We start from the raw sequence: 15,815 nt of genomic DNA, 5'->3' as shown, positions 1-15,815 counted from the left end.
ATGCCCGATTCATCCCGAGATTGATACGAAACCCGAATCATTGTGACCCTGGTCACGAGCCGTCCGATTTGAGGCTCTTTCGGCCCCCGAATCGGCCCCGTGACCCGCCTCGCAACCCGCTGATCCCGGTCCGGGATCCCGTTCGCACCGGCCGCGGTGACCCCTGAGCGGACCGGTTCGCAGAATCCGTCCCTCGACACCCCGGACCTGTCGGACCCGCCCGCTACGCTCCCGCCCGTGTCCGCGTCCGTCCCCGCCCGCCGTCCGGCCCAGCTGGCCTTCGACTGGGACGGACAGGCGGCCGACGATCCCGAACGACCGCTCTACGACGTCACTTTCGTGGTCGTCGACCTGGAGACCACCGGAACCAGCCCGACCGGCGACGCGATCACCGAGATCGGCGCGGTGAAGGTGCGTGCCGGCCAGGTCCTCGGCGAGTTCGCCACGCTGGTGAACCCCGGCTGCGCCGTGCCGCCGAAGATCGTGCAGGTCACCGGCATTACGACAGCCATGGTGATCGACGCACCGCGGATCGAGTCGGTGCTGCCGGGATTTCTGGAGTTCGCGGCCGGCGCCGTCCTGGTCGCCCACAACGCGCGATTCGACCTGGGTTTCCTGAAAGCCGCTGCCGCGCGCAGCGATACGGCCTGGCCGGGCTTCCCCGTGGTGTGCACGGTCCAGCTGGCGCGGCGGGTACTGGACCGCGACGAGGCGCCCACGGTCCAGCTGGGCATGCTCGCGCAGATCCTCGGCTCCCGCACCCGGCCGACCCACCGCGCCCTCGACGACGCCCGCGCCACCGTCGACGTCCTGCACGCCCTCATCGAGCGGGTGGGCAATGTGGGTGTCCACACCCTCGAAGACCTGGTCGGCTACCTGCCGGCCGTGACCCGGCGACAGCGCGAGAAACGCACCCTCGCAGCCGATCTGCCGACGGCGCCCGGGGTGTACCTGTTCCTCGGGCCCGCGAACGAAGTCCTCTATATAGGGACAGCGACGAATCTGCGCCGCCGCGTGCACTCCTACTTCACCGGCTCCGACCCGCGCGCCCGGATGAAGGAAATGGTCGCGCTCGCCACCCGGGTCGATCACGTCACCTGCGCGCACGCGCTCGAGGCCGGTGTGCGTGAGCTGCGGTTGCTGGTCGCGCATACACCGCCCTACAACCGCCGCTCCAAATTCCCGCAGCGCGCCTGGTGGCTGGTGTTCAGCGACGAGGCCTTCCCCCGGCTCACCGTCAGCCGTACACCGGGCCCGGACGCGTTGGGCCCGTTCCATTCCCGGACCACCGCCGCCGAACTGGCCGCGATCGTCGCCGAACACTGCGGCCTGCGGACCTGCAGCACCCGGATCCGCCGGACTGCGCTGCACGGCGCCGACTGCTCGGCGATCCGCCCGGAGACCGCCCGGCCCACCGAGCCGCGGCCCGCCACGGTCATCGGCGGCTGCCCGGCGGCGGCCACCGGCCTGGCGCTGGACGGCACCGAGTACGCGCACCGGGTGCGCCTGGCACGCGACCTGTTCGCCGGCCGCGCCGACACCGCACTTCGTGTCATGACCGACCGGGTCGACAACTACGGCGCCGCAGAACATTTCGAGGCCGCCGCGCGCCTGCGGGACCGCACGGTCGCCGTCATCCGCGCGGTTCGCCGGACCCAGCGGCTCGCGGCACTGGCCCGGATCGCCGAATTCGTCGCCGCCCGGCCCGACGGCGCCGGCGGCTGGGATTTCGCGGTCGTCCGCTACGGCCGGCTCGCCGCCGCCGGGACCGCCGTCCGCGGGGTCGCGCCGATGCCGGTGGTGGACGCCATGGTCGCCTCCGCCGAAACCGTGCTGCCCGACGGGCCCGAGGATCAGCGCCCGCCCCTGCACGGCGCCCCGCCCGAGGAGACCGGACTGGTGCTGCGCTGGCTGGAACAGCCCGGCACGCGCATCGTCACCACCTCCGACGGTTACTGCGAACCGCTCGCGGGCGCGGGCGCCTGGCTGGCCTGGGCCGAACGCGCCGAACTGGCCCGCGCGGCTGCAGATCCCACGCATGCCGCGGATCAGCCCTCGCCCGGGCCGGTCCGGCCCGACGCAGCCCGGCACGACACTCCCCCGCCCCGGCAGCCAGTCGCCGATCGCCACCACAGGCGGCGCAATACACTCGCCCCATGATTACCGCGATCGTGATGATTGACGCCGAAACCGCACGCATCCCCGAAACCGCGCAGGCCCTCGCCGATCTCGACGGTGTGGCCGAGGTGTACTCGTGCGCGGGCGATGTCGACCTGATCGCCATCGTGAAGGTCCGCGACCACGAGGCCATCGCCCGCGTGGTGACCGAGCGGATCAACAAGACCCCGGGTGTCGTCCGCACCGACACCCATATCGCCTTCAAGTCCTACGCGCAGGCCGAGGTCGACGCCGGGTTCCACCTCGGCGAATAGTCGCTCAGCCCAGCAGGATCGACGCGCCGAACGGCGCCGCGTCGCGCCCCGCGGCTACCGAGGTGGTCATGCCACCGTTGCAGCCCGGCAGCAGGTAGATCCGGGCACGCAGCGCGGTGTCGTTGGCGATGTGCAGCCGGTGCGGAAAGACGTGCACCGTCACACAGCCCGGACCGGACCGCTGATAGGCGTGGTTGTCGACGACGAGCCTGCCGGGCGCGGCCGCGGCCGGGCCGGCCAGGGCGACCGTCGTGGTCGCGAGGGCCGTCAACAGCACCGACGAGCGACCGGCCACCCGTCCGGCGTGGCGCAGGGTCTTCCGCTTCACGATCTGCAGAGCCTAGCGGTATTTCACCGTTCCGGTCGGCACGACGACGCCGGAAACGGCAACGGCCCCGAACCGGAATCCGGTTCGGGGCCGTGCCTTCGGCGTTACCGCCGGGACAGCTGTCAGTGGCCGTGGCCGTGATCGCTGTCGCCGCCGGTGATCTCGCGCTGGTAGGTCGCCAGAGCGGTCAGCTGCTCGTGCTCCTGCTCGTGCTCGACCGCGACGTTGGTCGCCTGCTGGTCGGCAGGGTCGGCGATCAGGAACGAACCCGAACCCGGCTTGCCGGCCAGACCCAGCTGGTTCATCTTCTTCGGGATCTTCGCGCCCTGGTACTCCAGCGGGATCGGGTGACCGTGGTGGTCGACCGGGCCCAGCGGCTGGTGGATCTCGATGTACTCACCGTGCGGCAGGCGCTTGATCACACCGGTCTCGATACCGTGCTCGAGCACCGCCCGGTCGCTGCGCTGCAGGCCCAGGCAGAACCGGTAGGCCAGGTAGTAGGCCACCGGCGGGGCGACCAGCACACCGATCCGGAAGATCCAGGTCGTCGCGTTCAGCGAGATGTCGAACTTGAACGCCAGGATGTCGTTGACACAGGCCAGGGTCAGCGTCAGGTAGAACGCGATGGCCATGGCACCGATGGCGGTCCGGACCGGCACGTCGCGCGGACGCTGCAGCAGGTTGTGCGCGGCGTGGTCACCGGTCAGGCGCTTCTCGATCCAGGGGTAGGCGATCAGAACGGTGAACACCAGGCCCATGATCAGCGCGACCCAGAACACCGCCGGGATCGTGTAGCGACCCAGGTAGAGCTCCCACGGCGGCATCAGACGCGCCATACCGTCGGTCCACATCATGTAGAAGTCCGGCTGCGAACCCGCGGAGACCTGAGAGGGGTTGTACGGACCCAGGTTCCAGATCGGGTTGATCTGCAGGACACCACCCATGAGGGCGACGATGCCGAGGGTGAACATGAAGAACGAACCCTGGTCGGCGGCGAACACCGGCACGATGCGGGCACCGACGACGTTCTTCTCGGTGCGGCCCGGTCCGGGGAACTGCGTGTGCTTCTGGTACCAGACCAGCGCGACGTGCGCGGCGATCAGCGCCAGGATGATGCCCGGCAGCAGCAGCACGTGCGCGATGTACAGACGCGGGATGATGATCGTGCCCGGGAAGTCACCGCCGAAGATCAGCCAGTGCATCCAGGTACCGATGATCGGGATCGACATCGTGATACCGCCGAAGGCGGCCCGCAGACCGGTACCCGAGAGCAGGTCGTCGGGCAGCGAGTACCCGAAGAAGCCCTCGAACATGGCCAGGATCAGCAGCAGCGAGCCGATCACCCAGTTCGCCTCACGCGGCTTGCGGAACGCGCCGGTGAAGAAGATGCGGAACAGGTGGATGATGATCGACGCCGCGAACAGCAGTGCGGCCCAGTGGTGCACCTGGCGGACGAACAGACCGCCGCGCACCTGGAAGGAGATGTCGAGCGCGCTCTCGTAGGCCCGCGACATGGTCACACCACGCAGCGGCTGGTAGGCGCCGTTGTACACGACCTCGGTCATCGACGGGTCGAAGAACAGGGTCAGGTAGATGCCCGACAGCAGCAGGATGATGAACGCGTAGAGCGCGATCTCACCCAGCAGGAACGACCAGTGGGTCGGGAAGACCTTGTTGATCGACCGCCGGACGAACGGGGCCATCCGGTACCGCTCGTCCATCTCGTTGGCTTGGCTGCTCGCTTGGCGAGCCAGAGTGTCCGACAGGCTCATGAACGACGCTCCCAGTAGGCCGGGCCGAGGGGCTCGATGAAGTCGCCGTTGGCGACGAGGTAGCCCTCGGTGTTGACGGTGATCGGCAGCTGCGGCAGCGCACGGGCGGCCGGTCCGAAGATCGGCTTACCCCATTCCAGCGCCGAGAACTGCGACTGGTGGCACGGGCACAGGATGCGGTTGGTCTGCTGCTCGAACAGCGAGGTCGGGCAGCCCAGGTGGGTGCAGATCTTCGAGAAGGCGAAGTAGTCGCCGAAGTTGAAGCTCTCCTGGCCCTTGCGCTTGATCGCCTTGTTGGCGTCCTCGGTGCGGAAGCGGATCAGCATGACGGCGTTGCGGATTCCGCGCAGCGACTGCAGCGTCTCCTCGGCGTTGCCGCGCCACTCTTCCTTCCACGGGAAGACCGTCTCCATGCCGCCGGCGTCGAGGTCCTCCGGCTTCACCAGGACGATGTCCTCGGGGCGGCCGGTGTCCTTGCGCAGGTAGATGGTCTGGCCCGGGAAGTCCGGGGTCCAGCCCGAGACCCACAGCTCGGACTTGTCGCCCTTGGCCCACGGGTTCTTCACCATGCCGCCGACGAAGGCGAACAGGGCGCCGACGCCGAGTACGCCCATGGCGAGGCCGGCGGTGCGGCCGATCATCTTGCGGCGGCCCAGCGTGGAGGTCTCCAGCGCGTCGCTCAGCTCGGCGACCAGGGTGCGGCGGTCGACCTCGGGCGAGGGACCGTCGTGCCGGGTCTGGATGGCGATCTCGGCCGGGATGAACTTCTTGCGGACCACGACCATCGCGATACCGATGGCCAGCACGGCGACACCCATGGTGATGCCGAGCATCGGGGTGAACAGCGAGTAGAGGCCGTTGCCGTCCTGGTGGCGGCTCTTGTAGTGCCACGGCCAGAACAGGAAGACACCGATCAGGCCGAGGCCGAACAGGGTCGAGAGGAGGAACCAGCCGGCCACCTCGCGCTCGGCGCGCTTCTCGGCCTTGGTGCCGGGCACCGGCCAGCGCGGCTCGCGGTAGACGACCTCGACACCGTCGGCTGCGAGGCCGAGCTTTACCAGCTCTTCCTGCGACATCGCATCGAGCTGTTCCTCGGTCGGATTCAGCTCCTCGTTGTGGCCTGCGGCCGCCATGTTGCTGTGCTCCTCACTCATGATTTGGATCCGATCCACATCGCGGAACCAACCAGGACCACCACGCCGACCACGAAGATGGCCAGACCCTCGGTCGCGGGACCGAAGCCGCCGAGGCCGTAGCCGGCTTCCGGCAGCGACTCGGTGCGGTCCTTGACGTAGGCGATGATGTCCCGCTTCTCCTCCGGGGTGATCTCCCGGTCGGAGAACTTCGGCATGTTCTGCGGGCCGGTGAGCATCGCGGCGTAGATCTGCGCCTCGTTCGGCGGGATCAGCGGCGGCGCGAACTTACCGGAGGACAGCGCGCCACCCTTACCGGTGAAGTTGTGGCAGGACGCGCAGTTCATGCGGAACAGCTCGCCACCGCGCGCGATGTCGGCGTCCTTGATCAGGCTTTCCTGCTCGACGTTGCCCTGCGCGTCGCGCGGGACCGACGGGCCGCCGCCGTTGGCGGCGACGTAGGCGCTGAGCGCGTCGACGGCGCGCTCGTCGAACTTCGGGTCCTTGCGGGCGATCTGCGAGCCGTTCGCCGCGGCGGGCATACGGCCGGTGGAGACCTGGAAGTAGACCGCGGCGTCACCGACGCCGATCAGGCTCGGGCCACGGTCCTGTACGCCCTGCAGGTTGGCACCGTGGCAGGTGATGCACGAGGTGTCGTAGAGCTGCTTGCCCTCGCGGACCAGCGCGGCCTGGTCGTCCTTGGCCGTCGCGACCTGCGCCTGCGGGGTGAGGGCGGACGCGCCGAAGCCGGCGCCGACGAGGCCCAGGGCCAATACCAGACCACCGGCGAACTTGCGGCGGTTGCGCCGCTGCTTGCGGGTCTTGGTGGCGGCCTCATCGATCCCCGCGGCGGCGGGGTCTGGCGCTGACGGGGGAGATGAACTCATCTGTGTCCCTTTGGAGTAGACGGAACCGTTGCTGTTGCGCTGCCTGTCCGGGAGCTGCGAGGCGCTATCGGACGAAGTAGATCGTGGCGAACAGCCCGATCCACACGATGTCGACGAAGTGCCAGTAGTAGGAGACTACGATCGCCGCCGTGGCCTGCGCCGGGGTGAACTTGCTGAGCTTGGTGCGGATCAGCAGGAAGATGAAGGCGATCAGACCACCGATGACGTGCAGACCGTGGAAGCCGGTGGTGATGAAGAACACCGAGCCGTAGCTGCTGCTCGAGATCGAGGTGCCTTCCTTGACCAGGTTGATGTACTCGGTGCCCTGGCCGCCCACGAAGAACGCGCCCATGAGGAAGGTCAGCACGTACCAGCGGCGCAGCCCGAACACGTCGCCGCGCTCGGCCGCGAACACGCCCATCTGGCACGTGAACGAGGACAGCACCAGCACGGTGGTCACCGGCACGGCGAGCTTGAGATTCAGCTCGGTCGGCTCCGGCGGCCAGACGCCGTGCGCCTGGGCGCGGGCGACGAAGTACATGGCGAACAGGCCGGCGAAGAACATCAGCTCGCTCGACAGCCAGATGATGGTACCGACGCTGACCATGTTGGGCCGGTTCAGCGAGTGCACACGCTGGGTAATGGCCGATCCTGGGGTCCCTACTGCGGTCGTCACGCCGGTAAGTATGACTCTTCGTAGTACGACAGGCGCAGCGGGGTGCGAATCTTGTCCTCCCGTGTCGGAAATCCCAGCGCAGGACTACCTCTCGGACGGGCGCGGCGTGTCCGTGGTGATCATCGGGAGAGTGCCCGCCGACCGGGCGGTCGAGGGGCCGCGGCGGCTCCCTATCCTTGGCGAGCGCAAGCGTTCTCGTCTCCTGGCGAGCCGGGAATTCGGGGTGCCGCGACGGACGGCACGCAGGTCTCGCGCCCGCGGGCGCGGCGACGAGGACGGAGGCGGTATGGGCGTAGGTGCGATGTGGCGGCGGCTGCGGGGTTCGGGCGCGGTCGCGCGGCTCGATCCAGCCGACCCGGATCTGGTCGTGGTGGTCGCGAGTTTCGATGACGCGGAAGCGTGTTCGGCCGCGCTGGCCCGCGGGGCGGATCCGGCGCGCTCCCCCGTCTCGTTCGCGCCCGACGCGCCCGCCCTGTTCCGGCATCATCTGCGGCTGCCCGCCGATCAGGTGTCCGCGGTACTGGCCCTGACCGCGCAGGCGGGGTACACACGCGGCGCGGACCGGGCCGACGCGGAGGCCACGGACGCGTCCGGCACTCCGCTGATCCTGCAGCGGGTGCAGATCCTCGACGCCGTGCACTGTTCGCAGGAGCGTTCCCGGATGGCGAGCGTGGCGCACCGGCACGGCGGCACGGCGCTGGGCTGGGACGCGCTGCAGCCCGCCCCGCGGGCCCGCTGACCCGCCCAGGGCGCCGCCTGGGGTCCGAAATCGGTTCGGCGGCCGCTGGGCGGCCCGGATACTCTACTGTCGTCGAGAGCGCAGCAAGACCCCCGAGAGGCGGACCGGATTCCATGAGCACGCACGCGTGGCCCCAGATCTTGGGCGCCCTCACCGACGGGGTCGAGCTGACCACGGAGGAAGCGGCGTGGGTGATCGACGAGATCTTCTCCGACAACGCCAGCCAGGCCCAGATCGCCGCGTTCGGCGTGGCCATGAAGATGAAGGGCCCGACCCCGAGCGAATTGCGCGCCTTGGCCGACGGCATGCTCGCGCACGCGCGGCGGGTGCGGTTCGACGGCCCGGCGGTCGACATCGTCGGCACCGGCGGTGACCGGTCCGGGTCGGTCAACATCTCGACCATGTCCGCGCTGGTGGTGTCGGCGGCGGGTGTGCCGGTGATCAAGCACGGTAGCCGGGCGATGTCGTCCAAGAGCGGCGGCGCGGACGTGCTGGAGGCGCTCGGCGTGCGGATCGCGCTCGGCCCGGAGTCGGTGGCGCGCTGCGTCCGCGAGGTGGGGATCGGGTTCTGTTTCGCCCCCATGTTCCATCCGGCGCTGCGGTTCGCCGGCCCGGCCCGCAAGGACATCGGGATCCCGACCGTGTTCAACGTGCTCGGCCCGCTCACCAATCCGGCCCAGCCGGCGGCGGGGCTGATCGGCTGCGCGTTCCCCGGCCTGGTTCCGGTGATCGCCGGGACGTTCGCCGAGCGGGGACGCAACGCGCTCGTGGTGCGCGGCGACGACGGCTTGGACGAGATCACCACGGCCGCGACCACCACGGTGTGGGTGGTGACCGGAGGCCGGGCGGTGCGGACCACGGTCGACCCGGTCCGGCTGGGTATCGCGAAGGTCGATCCGGAGGCGCTGCGCGGCGGGAGCGCCGAGGTCAACGCCCAGGTCGCCCGGGATCTGCTGGCTGGGCGACCCGGCCCGGTCCGGGACGCGGTGGTGCTGAATTCGGCGGCCGCGATCGTGGCGACCGAGCTGCGCCCGGAACTGCTCGACGGCGACGCGGTCGACATCCACGAATTGCTCGTTCCCGCGCTCGACCGGGCGAGCGCCGCGATCGACAGCGGTGCCGCGGCGGACCTGCTCGGCCGCTGGGCCGCACTGAGCAACCAGCTCGGCGACGACTGATCGCCGGCGCCAGGTAGCAAACTTGCAGCTACCATAGATCCCGGCATATCCCCGTCCGAGAGGAGTGTTCGATGGGCATTTCCGAGAAGGCCAAGGAGATGGCCGAGAAGGCCAAGGGCGACGTGAAGGACCTGGTCGGCAAGGCATCGGATGACATGCACGAATTCGCGGACAAGGCGAAGGAGAAGGCCGACGAGGCCAAGCACCGGATGGACGAGAAGCGCAAATAGGCACAGACCACACCGCGGCCGGGAGCACCAGCTCCCGGCCGCAGGCGTTTCTCCGAAATACGTTGTCCGAATACGGAAATGATCGCGGTCAGCCCCGGAGCCGGTACACCGGTTCCGGATTCGCGGCCACGTACTCGGCCCAGGTGTGGGTGCCGTCCGCGTGATCCGGGCACGTGTTCTCGCCCGCCCGGAACCCGCGGGCCACCGCCCCCGGCACCCGCAACCGGACCGTCCGCCGCGGCCCGCCACGAGCCTCCCGCCAGATCCGCGCCAGCTCGGCCAATGTCAGCACCTGCGGCCCGCCGAAGTCGTCGGCCCGGCCCAGCGGCGGCCCCGCGACCAGATCCGCGATCCGGGTGGCGACATCCTCGACCGCCACCGGCTGGAAGCGAAAGTCCAACGGCAGCGGCGCGATCGGCCATCGTTCGACACTGCGCAAACCCCAGGCGATCAGGTCGTGGAACTGTGTGGCGCGCAGGACGGTATGCGGAACCACGCTGCCGTCGATCAGCTTCTCGCACTCGAGTTTGCGGCGGTAATAGGTCAGCGGGATCCGGTCCACCCCGACGATCGACAGGTAGATCACGTGCGCGCCCTGACCCGCCGCGGCCAGCACCTGCCGGGTCTGCATCGGGTCCGGCCGGCCCCGCGCGCGGAAGTCCGACGCCAGGTGCACGATCACCGACGCCCCCTCGGCGGCCTCGAGTAACCCTGCGCCGCTACGCAATTCGCCGACGTGGGTGCCGGCGCCCGCGTGCCGCGACAGCACCCGGACCTCGTGGCCGCGCACCCGGAGCCGGTCCACCACATGGCGGCCCAGCGCGCCGGTCCCCCCGGTGACGAGAACGGTAGTCATGACATCCATGCCTACCGGCGCGACCGGGTGACCACAAGCACCCCAGTGCGGTTCGGGCGCGTTGTCCGAATCCCGCATTCGATGGGCGTCCGCGCGTCCATATCCGACCCCGACCTGCTGTGACCGAGAGCACTTCAGCGAAGTTTGCGCACCATTGCCTGAATTGCCTTCCCGCGGTGCGTCCTCCGGCGGGACAGGGGGCAGACTAAACGCGGCCCGGTGATTAGCATGTGTGCCTGTGAGCGAACGTAGTGAGCGAACCGTGTGCCTGTGCGCTTTGCGCATGGCGGAGCCGAGCGTCAGCGAGGCGCAGCCATGAGCACCACGTTGGCCGCCCGTTCGGACGAGTACCTGCCCCGCGATACCGCGGATGTGGTTCGTACCGTGCGCGATTCCCGGCCGCAACGATTGACCGTTCGCGGCGGTGAGCGGAGCGAGGACGAGTTCCCGCTCCCCGATCGTCGCGTGGTGCTGTCCTTACGCCGGATGAACCGGGTGCAGGCGGTCGACGCCGACGCCCGGCTGGTCCGGGTGCAGGCCGGTGCCCGGCTCTCCGACGTGGACCGCACCCTGGCCGCGCACGGCCTGGGGCTGCCGATCGTCGGCGACCACCGCGAGATCACCGCGGGTGGCTTCGCGGCCGTCGGCGGCCTCAGCGCGGCCTCGCATCGCTACGGGATGTTCAGCGACAACGTGGTGTCGCTGGAATACGTCGACCCCGACGGCCGCTTCGGCACCTGCGGGCGCACACACAACGCCGAGCACTTCCGCCGGATCCTCGGCGGTGCCGGCCGGACCGGAATCATCACCGCCCTCACCCTGGAAGCCGTGGAGGTCGACAAGGACCGCACCTGGCTGACCAGCGACGGCCACCGGTTCCTCGACTTCGACACCTTCGTCGAACACTCGCACGCCGAGATCACCCGCCCGGGCGACGCCCTGCTGCAGGTGGGCCGCTGGGTGGACACCTCACCGCTGCGGGCCGCCCTGCCGGTCGGCACGGGCAGTGTGCAGTTGGGTACCGTGCGGTTCGGCCAGTGGTCGAGCCTGCACCCCACCGCCGCGACTCCGTCGCTGCGAGCCCGGCGCGAACTCGGCTCCCGGGCGCGCAAGGGCCTGGGCGCGATCGCCTCGGCGGCCAGCGGGCGCGCGGCCATGCCGGTCCGCAACGCCGCCGCCGGCGCGCTCATGTTCTCTCCCAAGGTGATGACCCTGCGCGACGCCGAGTTCCTGGCCGACACCGTCATCAGTTCCACCGAGCGCGGCCCGGCGCTGCGCATCGCGGTCTTCGCCCCGCTGTCGACCTACACCTCGACGCTGCACCGGCTGCACGACCTGCTCACCGACCATCGCGAGCGCAGCGGGTACTTCACCGTCATCTCCGCGATGACCTACGGGGTCCGCTCGCCGTACCTGCACGAACTCGCCGGTGAGGACCACGGATTCATCACCTTCACCTGTCGGCTGCGCCCCGCGGGGTCGAACACCGACGCCCTGATCCGCGATGTGGAGTCCGGAGTCGACGAGATCTGCCGCAACGAGCGCGCCCGCAGGTACTAGCGCTGCCCGCGAGCAACGAGAAAGGCCCCGACCTTAAGGTCGGGGCCTTTCTCGTGGTGGAACCGCGAGGTACTAGTGCTTCTCGGGTCCGATGTAGTACTCGAACACCAGTCCGGCGACCGCGGACAGGACGCACAGCACGCCCAGGCCGATCAGCCAGTACTGGAAGAACGCCAGACCGAGCGCGGTGACCGAGGCCGAACCGGCCAGCAGGATGGGCCAGTGGCTACCGGGCGAGAAGAAGCCCAGGTCGCCGGCGCCGTCCACGATCTCGGCCTCCTCGTAGTCCTCCGGCCGCAGGTCGAGGCGGCGCGCCACGAAGCGGAAGTAGGTGCCCACGATCAGGGTCAGACCCGCGGTCAGGACGATCGCGGTGGTGCCCGCCCATTCGACGCCGGTCCGGGACTGACCGGTGAAGTAGGCGTACACGACCGCCACGAGGATGAAGAAGACCGTGAGGAGTTCGAAAATCCGGGCTTCGACCTTCATAGCTGTTCAGTCCCTCACTTGGTGTCGTCGGACGCCGCGTCGGACGTACGGCTGGTGTTGAACGGGTGTGTGGAGGTGGCCACCGGCGACTCGTGGATGTCGGCCAGGGCCTGAGCCGTGCTCATGCCGCCCTGACGGTCCTTGAGGTACTTGTCGAACTTCTCCGGCGTCACCGCCCGGACCTCGAAGTTCATCATCGAGTGGAACGTGCCGCACATCTCGGCGCAACGGCCGACGAACGCGCCTTCCTTCTCGATCTTGGTGATCTGGAAGACGTTGTCGGAGTGGTTCTCCGCCGGGTTCGGCATCACGTCGCGCTTGAACAGGAACTCCGGCACCCAGAAGGAGTGGATGACGTCGGCAGAGGCGAGCTGGAACTCGATGACCTTGTTGGTCGGCAGCACCAGGACCGGGATCTCGTTGGACGAGCCGATGGTCTCGATCTTGTCGTAGTGCAGGTAGGAGATGTCCTCACCGGGCAGGCCGTGGTCGGGACCGGGCTGCGCATGGCCGTTGGCCTTGCGCTCCTTGTACTCGTCCCGGATCTCCTGGTTCAGGCCCTGACGGGTGTTGTCGACGCCGTCGTAGCTGCTGCCGTCGGCCATCGTGACGTGCTGGTAGCCGAACTTCCAGTTCCACTGGAAGGCGGTGACATCGACCGTCACGTCCGGGTTCGACACCTTCTCGTGCACGTAGTTCTGCACGACCACGGTGAAGTAGAACAGGACCGCGATGATCACGAACGGGATCGCGGTGTAGGTCAGCTCCAGCGGCACGTTGTACGCGGTCTGCCGCGGGAACTCCGGGGAGCTGGCCTTCTTGCGGTGGAACATCACGGTCCAGAAGGTCAGACCCCAGACCAGCACACCCATCGCCAGGGCGGCGAGGACGGACCAGGTCCATAGTTCCCGCATCCGCGCTGCCTGCGGGGTGACACCCGAGGGCCAGCCGAATCGCAGCCAGGGGCTGTCGATCGAGCAGCCCGAGCAGAGCAGCGCGGTGATCCCCAGGGACACCGCCAGTCCGGCCCGCCGAAGGATGCGGCCCCGCCCGGTGGCACCAACCACTCTCGCTTCGCTCGCCTTGTGCGCCACGCTCAACGCCTTCCTGTGGTCGTCTCTCGACACGGCACCGTCCGGCACTGCCGGACGGCACAACTTCAGCACGTTTCAGGCCACTGACCGGGGCGGCGCAACGCGCGATCCACCCCGGAAGTTCCCGAGTACTACGCAGCGTAGACCAAACCGGGCACGCCGTTGTGGCCGGGTGGCTTTCGGGCCACCGCGTGTCCGGTGTTCGGCACATTCGCAGTGGATACGGCATACTCGGGCATCGGGTTTTCGCCGTCGGCGCGCCTACTCGCACGCCCGGATCTTCGCCCGCCCCCGACACCGAAACGAGGTTCTCGGCGCAGTGTGTGGACTGCTCGGATTTCTTTCTGCTGACGTCGCGACCGACGAGGTCGTGAACCAGGTCTACGAGGCGCTGCAGTGCTCGCGGCACCGGGGCCCGGACGAGCGCGGCACCTGGCACGACGACCACATCATCTACGGTTTCAACCGGTTGTCGATCGTCGACATCGACCACTCGCACCAGCCGCTGTTCTGGGGGCCGGCCGACAATCCGCGGCGCTACGTGCTGCTGTTCAACGGCGAGGTCTACAACTATCTGGAGTTGCGCGAGCAGCTGCTGGCCGCGCACGGCGCCGAGTTCGGCGACGAACCCATGTTCCACACCGAGGGTGAGGGCGAGGCGATCCTGGCCTCGTACCACTACTCGGGACTGGACGCGATCGGCACCTTCCGCGGGATGTTCGCCATCGCCATCTGGGACACCGAGACCAAGGATCTGGTGCTGGCGCGCGACCGGTTCGGCATCAAGCCGCTGTTCCTGGCCACCGGCCCGAACGGCACGGCGTTCGCCAACGAGAAGAAGAACATCCTGGAACTGCTTCCGGCGCTGGGACTCTCGGACGAGCTAGACGTGCGCGCGGTCGAGCACTACACGGTGCTGCAGTACGTGCCCGAGCCGGAGACGTTGCACAAGAACATCACTCGGCTCGAGTCCGGTTGCTACGCGACACTGCGCGCCGGTGAGCGCCCGAAGGTGACCCGCTACTTCGAGCCGAAGTTCCGGATCCGGCCGTTCGCCGCCGGTTCCGAGGAGGCCCGCTACCGCGAGATCGCGGCGGTGCTGGAGGATTCGGTCGCCAAGCACATGCGCGCCGATGTCACCGTCGGCTCGTTCCTGTCCGGCGGGATCGACTCCACTGCCGTTGCGGCACTGGCGATCCGGCACAACCCGAACCTGCTCACGTTCACCTCGGCGTTCGAGCGCGAGGGCTACTCGGAGGCCGACGTGGCCGCCGAGACCGCGGCGGCGATCGGCGCCAAGCACTACATCCGAATGGTGTCGCCCGAGGACTACGCGGCCGCGATCCCCGAAATCGTCTGGTATCTCGACGATCCGGTCGCCGACCCGGCGCTGGTGCCGCTGTATTTCGTGGCCCAGGAGGCGCGCAAGCACGTCAAGGTGGTGCTGTCGGGCGAGGGCGCCGACGAGCTGTTCGGCGGGTACACGATCTATCGGGAACCGTTGTCGCTCAAGCCGTTCGAGTATCTGCCGAAGCCGGTGCGCCGGCTGGCGGGCAAGATCTCCGACCGCATCCCCGAGGGCAAGCGCGGCAAGAGCCTGCTGCACCGCGGTTCGCTCACGCTGGAGGAGCGCTACTACGGCAACGCCCGCAGCTTCAACGACGCCCAATTGCGGGCCGTACTGCGCGATTTCCGCCCCGAATGGGGTGCCGCCGACGTCACCGCGCCGATCTACGCCCGCTCACGCGGCTGGGATCCGGTGGCCCGCATGCAGCACCTGGACCTGTTCACCTGGCTGCGTGGCGACATCCTGGTCAAGGCCGACAAGATGACCATGGCCAACTCGCTGGAACTGCGCGTGCCATTCCTGGACCTCGAGGTCTTCGAGATCGCCGAACGGATCCCGTTCGATCAGAAGATCACTCCGGAGACCACGAAGTACGCGCTGCGCCGCGCGCTCGAGACCATCGTCCCGCCGCACGTGCTGCACCGCCCGAAGCTGGGATTCCCGGTGCCGCTGCGGCATTGGCTGCGCGGGCCGGAACTCTACGACTGGGCCGCCACCCAGATCGCGGAATCGCAGACCGACCACCTGCTGAACAAGCAGGCCGTCAAGGCGATGCTCGACGCGCACCGCCGCGGCGAGGGCGACCACAGCCGGCGGATCTGGACCGTGCTGATCTTCATGATCTGGCACGGGATCTTCGTCGAGGACCGGATCAAGCCGGAAATCGCGCAGCCCACGTATCCGGTGCGGCTGTAGCGCCCGCAGCACCACGATTCCTGCCGACGGCTGTGAGCCGTCGGCAGATTCGTATCGGGCCGGGTGCCGACCTATAGGTGTCCTGTTGCCGGACAACGGATTCGACGAGCGGCCGCCGTCCAGGCGGCGGAGGTCGGAGCACCTTCCGCGGGTTTCCGTCAGCTCGGCGGCCGGTCCA

The 15,815-nt window shown here is 68.8% G+C and carries 15 protein-coding genes; 7 read left to right on the top strand and 8 right to left on the bottom strand.

What is annotated here, in order from left to right:
* Positions 1-237 precede the first annotated feature (237 nt).
* Together EBN03_RS27030 and EBN03_RS27025 are read left to right on the top strand one after the other, a co-directional pair.
* Entirely contained in the window at positions 238-2,160 is a 1,923-nt protein-coding gene (locus EBN03_RS27030) for a DEDD exonuclease domain-containing protein (RefSeq protein ID WP_122191041.1), read from the top strand.
* On the top strand, positions 2,157-2,432 hold the full coding sequence (locus tag EBN03_RS27025) for an Lrp/AsnC family transcriptional regulator (protein WP_122190967.1): 276 nt from the start codon (positions 2,157-2,159) through the stop codon (positions 2,430-2,432). The genes EBN03_RS27030 and EBN03_RS27025 overlap by 4 nt, the downstream gene beginning before the upstream one ends.
* Positions 2,433-2,436: 4 nt before the next feature.
* On the opposite strand, the gene EBN03_RS27020 is transcribed toward EBN03_RS27025, so the two are convergent.
* The 5 genes from EBN03_RS27020 to ctaE form a co-directional block, all read right to left on the bottom strand.
* Positions 2,437-2,760: a hypothetical protein gene (locus EBN03_RS27020; protein ID WP_122190966.1), complete on the bottom strand. Its 324-nt coding sequence runs from the start codon at positions 2,758-2,760 to the stop codon at positions 2,437-2,439.
* A 122-nt stretch (positions 2,761-2,882) separates the two neighbouring features.
* A complete protein-coding gene (gene qcrB / locus EBN03_RS27015) occupies positions 2,883-4,532 on the bottom strand; it encodes a cytochrome bc1 complex cytochrome b subunit (RefSeq protein WP_122190965.1) in 1,650 nt (549 codons plus the stop codon).
* Positions 4,529-5,686 carry a cytochrome bc1 complex Rieske iron-sulfur subunit gene (gene qcrA, locus EBN03_RS27010; RefSeq protein WP_122190964.1) on the bottom strand — a complete coding sequence of 386 codons (1,158 nt, stop codon included), beginning with the start codon at positions 5,684-5,686 and terminating at the stop codon, positions 4,529-4,531. Before qcrA ends, qcrB begins: the two co-directional genes overlap by 4 nt.
* Positions 5,683-6,552 (bottom strand): cytochrome bc1 complex diheme cytochrome c subunit, encoded by an 870-nt coding sequence (gene qcrC, locus EBN03_RS27005; RefSeq protein ID WP_122190963.1) that lies wholly within the window; start codon positions 6,550-6,552, stop codon positions 5,683-5,685. Before qcrC ends, qcrA begins: the two co-directional genes overlap by 4 nt.
* A gap of 64 nt (positions 6,553-6,616) precedes the next feature.
* A complete protein-coding gene (gene ctaE, locus EBN03_RS27000; RefSeq protein ID WP_122190962.1) occupies positions 6,617-7,228 on the bottom strand; it encodes an aa3-type cytochrome oxidase subunit III in 612 nt (203 codons plus the stop codon).
* 286 nt (positions 7,229-7,514) lie between these two features.
* Between ctaE and EBN03_RS26995 the strand changes: the two genes are divergently transcribed.
* The 3 genes from EBN03_RS26995 to EBN03_RS26985 all read left to right on the top strand — a co-directional run bounded on the left by EBN03_RS26995 (position 7,515) and on the right by EBN03_RS26985 (position 9,375).
* Complete coding sequence (locus tag EBN03_RS26995) at positions 7,515-7,967, top strand: hypothetical protein (protein WP_199742976.1); 453 nt, start codon at positions 7,515-7,517, stop codon at positions 7,965-7,967.
* 113 nt (positions 7,968-8,080) lie between these two features.
* A complete protein-coding gene (trpD, locus tag EBN03_RS26990; protein ID WP_122190960.1) occupies positions 8,081-9,145 on the top strand; it encodes an anthranilate phosphoribosyltransferase in 1,065 nt (354 codons plus the stop codon).
* A 71-nt stretch (positions 9,146-9,216) separates the two neighbouring features.
* On the top strand, positions 9,217-9,375 hold the full coding sequence (locus EBN03_RS26985; RefSeq protein ID WP_122190959.1) for a CsbD family protein: 159 nt from the start codon (positions 9,217-9,219) through the stop codon (positions 9,373-9,375).
* An 88-nt stretch (positions 9,376-9,463) separates the two neighbouring features.
* Here the strand turns inward: EBN03_RS26985 and EBN03_RS26980 are convergent, their stop codons facing one another.
* Entirely contained in the window at positions 9,464-10,231 is a 768-nt protein-coding gene (locus tag EBN03_RS26980; RefSeq protein ID WP_122191040.1) for an SDR family oxidoreductase, read from the bottom strand.
* Between the two features lie 315 nt (positions 10,232-10,546).
* Between EBN03_RS26980 and EBN03_RS26975 the strand changes: the two genes are divergently transcribed.
* Entirely contained in the window at positions 10,547-11,791 is a 1,245-nt protein-coding gene (locus tag EBN03_RS26975; protein ID WP_122190958.1) for an FAD-binding oxidoreductase, read from the top strand.
* Between the two features lie 72 nt (positions 11,792-11,863).
* On the opposite strand, the gene EBN03_RS26970 is transcribed toward EBN03_RS26975, so the two are convergent.
* Both EBN03_RS26970 and ctaC read right to left on the bottom strand, forming a co-directional pair.
* A complete protein-coding gene (locus tag EBN03_RS26970) occupies positions 11,864-12,280 on the bottom strand; it encodes a cytochrome c oxidase subunit 4 (RefSeq protein WP_122190957.1) in 417 nt (138 codons plus the stop codon).
* Between the two features lie 14 nt (positions 12,281-12,294).
* Positions 12,295-13,374 (bottom strand): aa3-type cytochrome oxidase subunit II, encoded by a 1,080-nt coding sequence (ctaC, locus tag EBN03_RS26965; protein WP_122190956.1) that lies wholly within the window; start codon positions 13,372-13,374, stop codon positions 12,295-12,297.
* A 319-nt stretch (positions 13,375-13,693) separates the two neighbouring features.
* On the opposite strand from ctaC, the gene asnB reads away from it, so the two are divergent.
* The gene (gene asnB, locus EBN03_RS26960; protein ID WP_122190955.1) at positions 13,694-15,637 is read left to right on the top strand and encodes an asparagine synthase (glutamine-hydrolyzing); all 1,944 of its coding nucleotides are present in this window, start codon (positions 13,694-13,696) and stop codon (positions 15,635-15,637) included.
* Positions 15,638-15,815: the final 178 nt, after the last annotated feature.

It is taken from the genome of Nocardia stercoris, assembly GCF_003696265.1.
Classification (GTDB): Bacteria; Actinomycetota; Actinomycetes; order Mycobacteriales; family Mycobacteriaceae; genus Nocardia; species Nocardia stercoris.
Note: the sequence above shows the minus strand (reverse complement) of the source record. Positions and strands in the feature narration are given on the sequence as shown.